Source organism: Pampinifervens navoyensis (assembly GCF_046159715.1).
GTDB lineage: Bacteria > Aquificota > Aquificia > Aquificales > Aquificaceae > Pampinifervens.
Genome location: NZ_JBJXCT010000082.1, coordinates 1 through 229 on the forward strand (window position 1 = coordinate 1; position 229 = coordinate 229).

Below are 229 nucleotides of genomic sequence, written 5' to 3' on the forward strand. Positions count from 1 at the left end.
CTTTATGGGCGTCGCAATGTCGGCGACCTTCGTTGCGTTTGCGATTATTTTTTACCGGGTTACGCAAAAGATGATGAGCCTTGTTCGCCTTGCCGAAGCAATTTTCCGGACTTATGGCTGGCCGGACGTGGAAAACATCAACCTGCACAAGGCCTCGCGTGAACACCGCGGCACCAACACGCTTTCAAATTATGGCCGCTACTACTTTCGCTACAAGTAAGGCCTACGC

The 229-nt window shown here is 52.0% G+C and carries 1 protein-coding gene; it reads left to right on the forward strand.

Annotated features, from left to right (window positions below; all coding sequences use genetic code 11):
• The coding region (locus ACKRDP_RS10080; RefSeq protein ID WP_489685595.1) for a hypothetical protein at positions 1 to 220 on the forward strand (220 nt) is incomplete at its 5' end.
• Between the last annotated feature and the right edge of the window lie 9 nt (positions 221 to 229).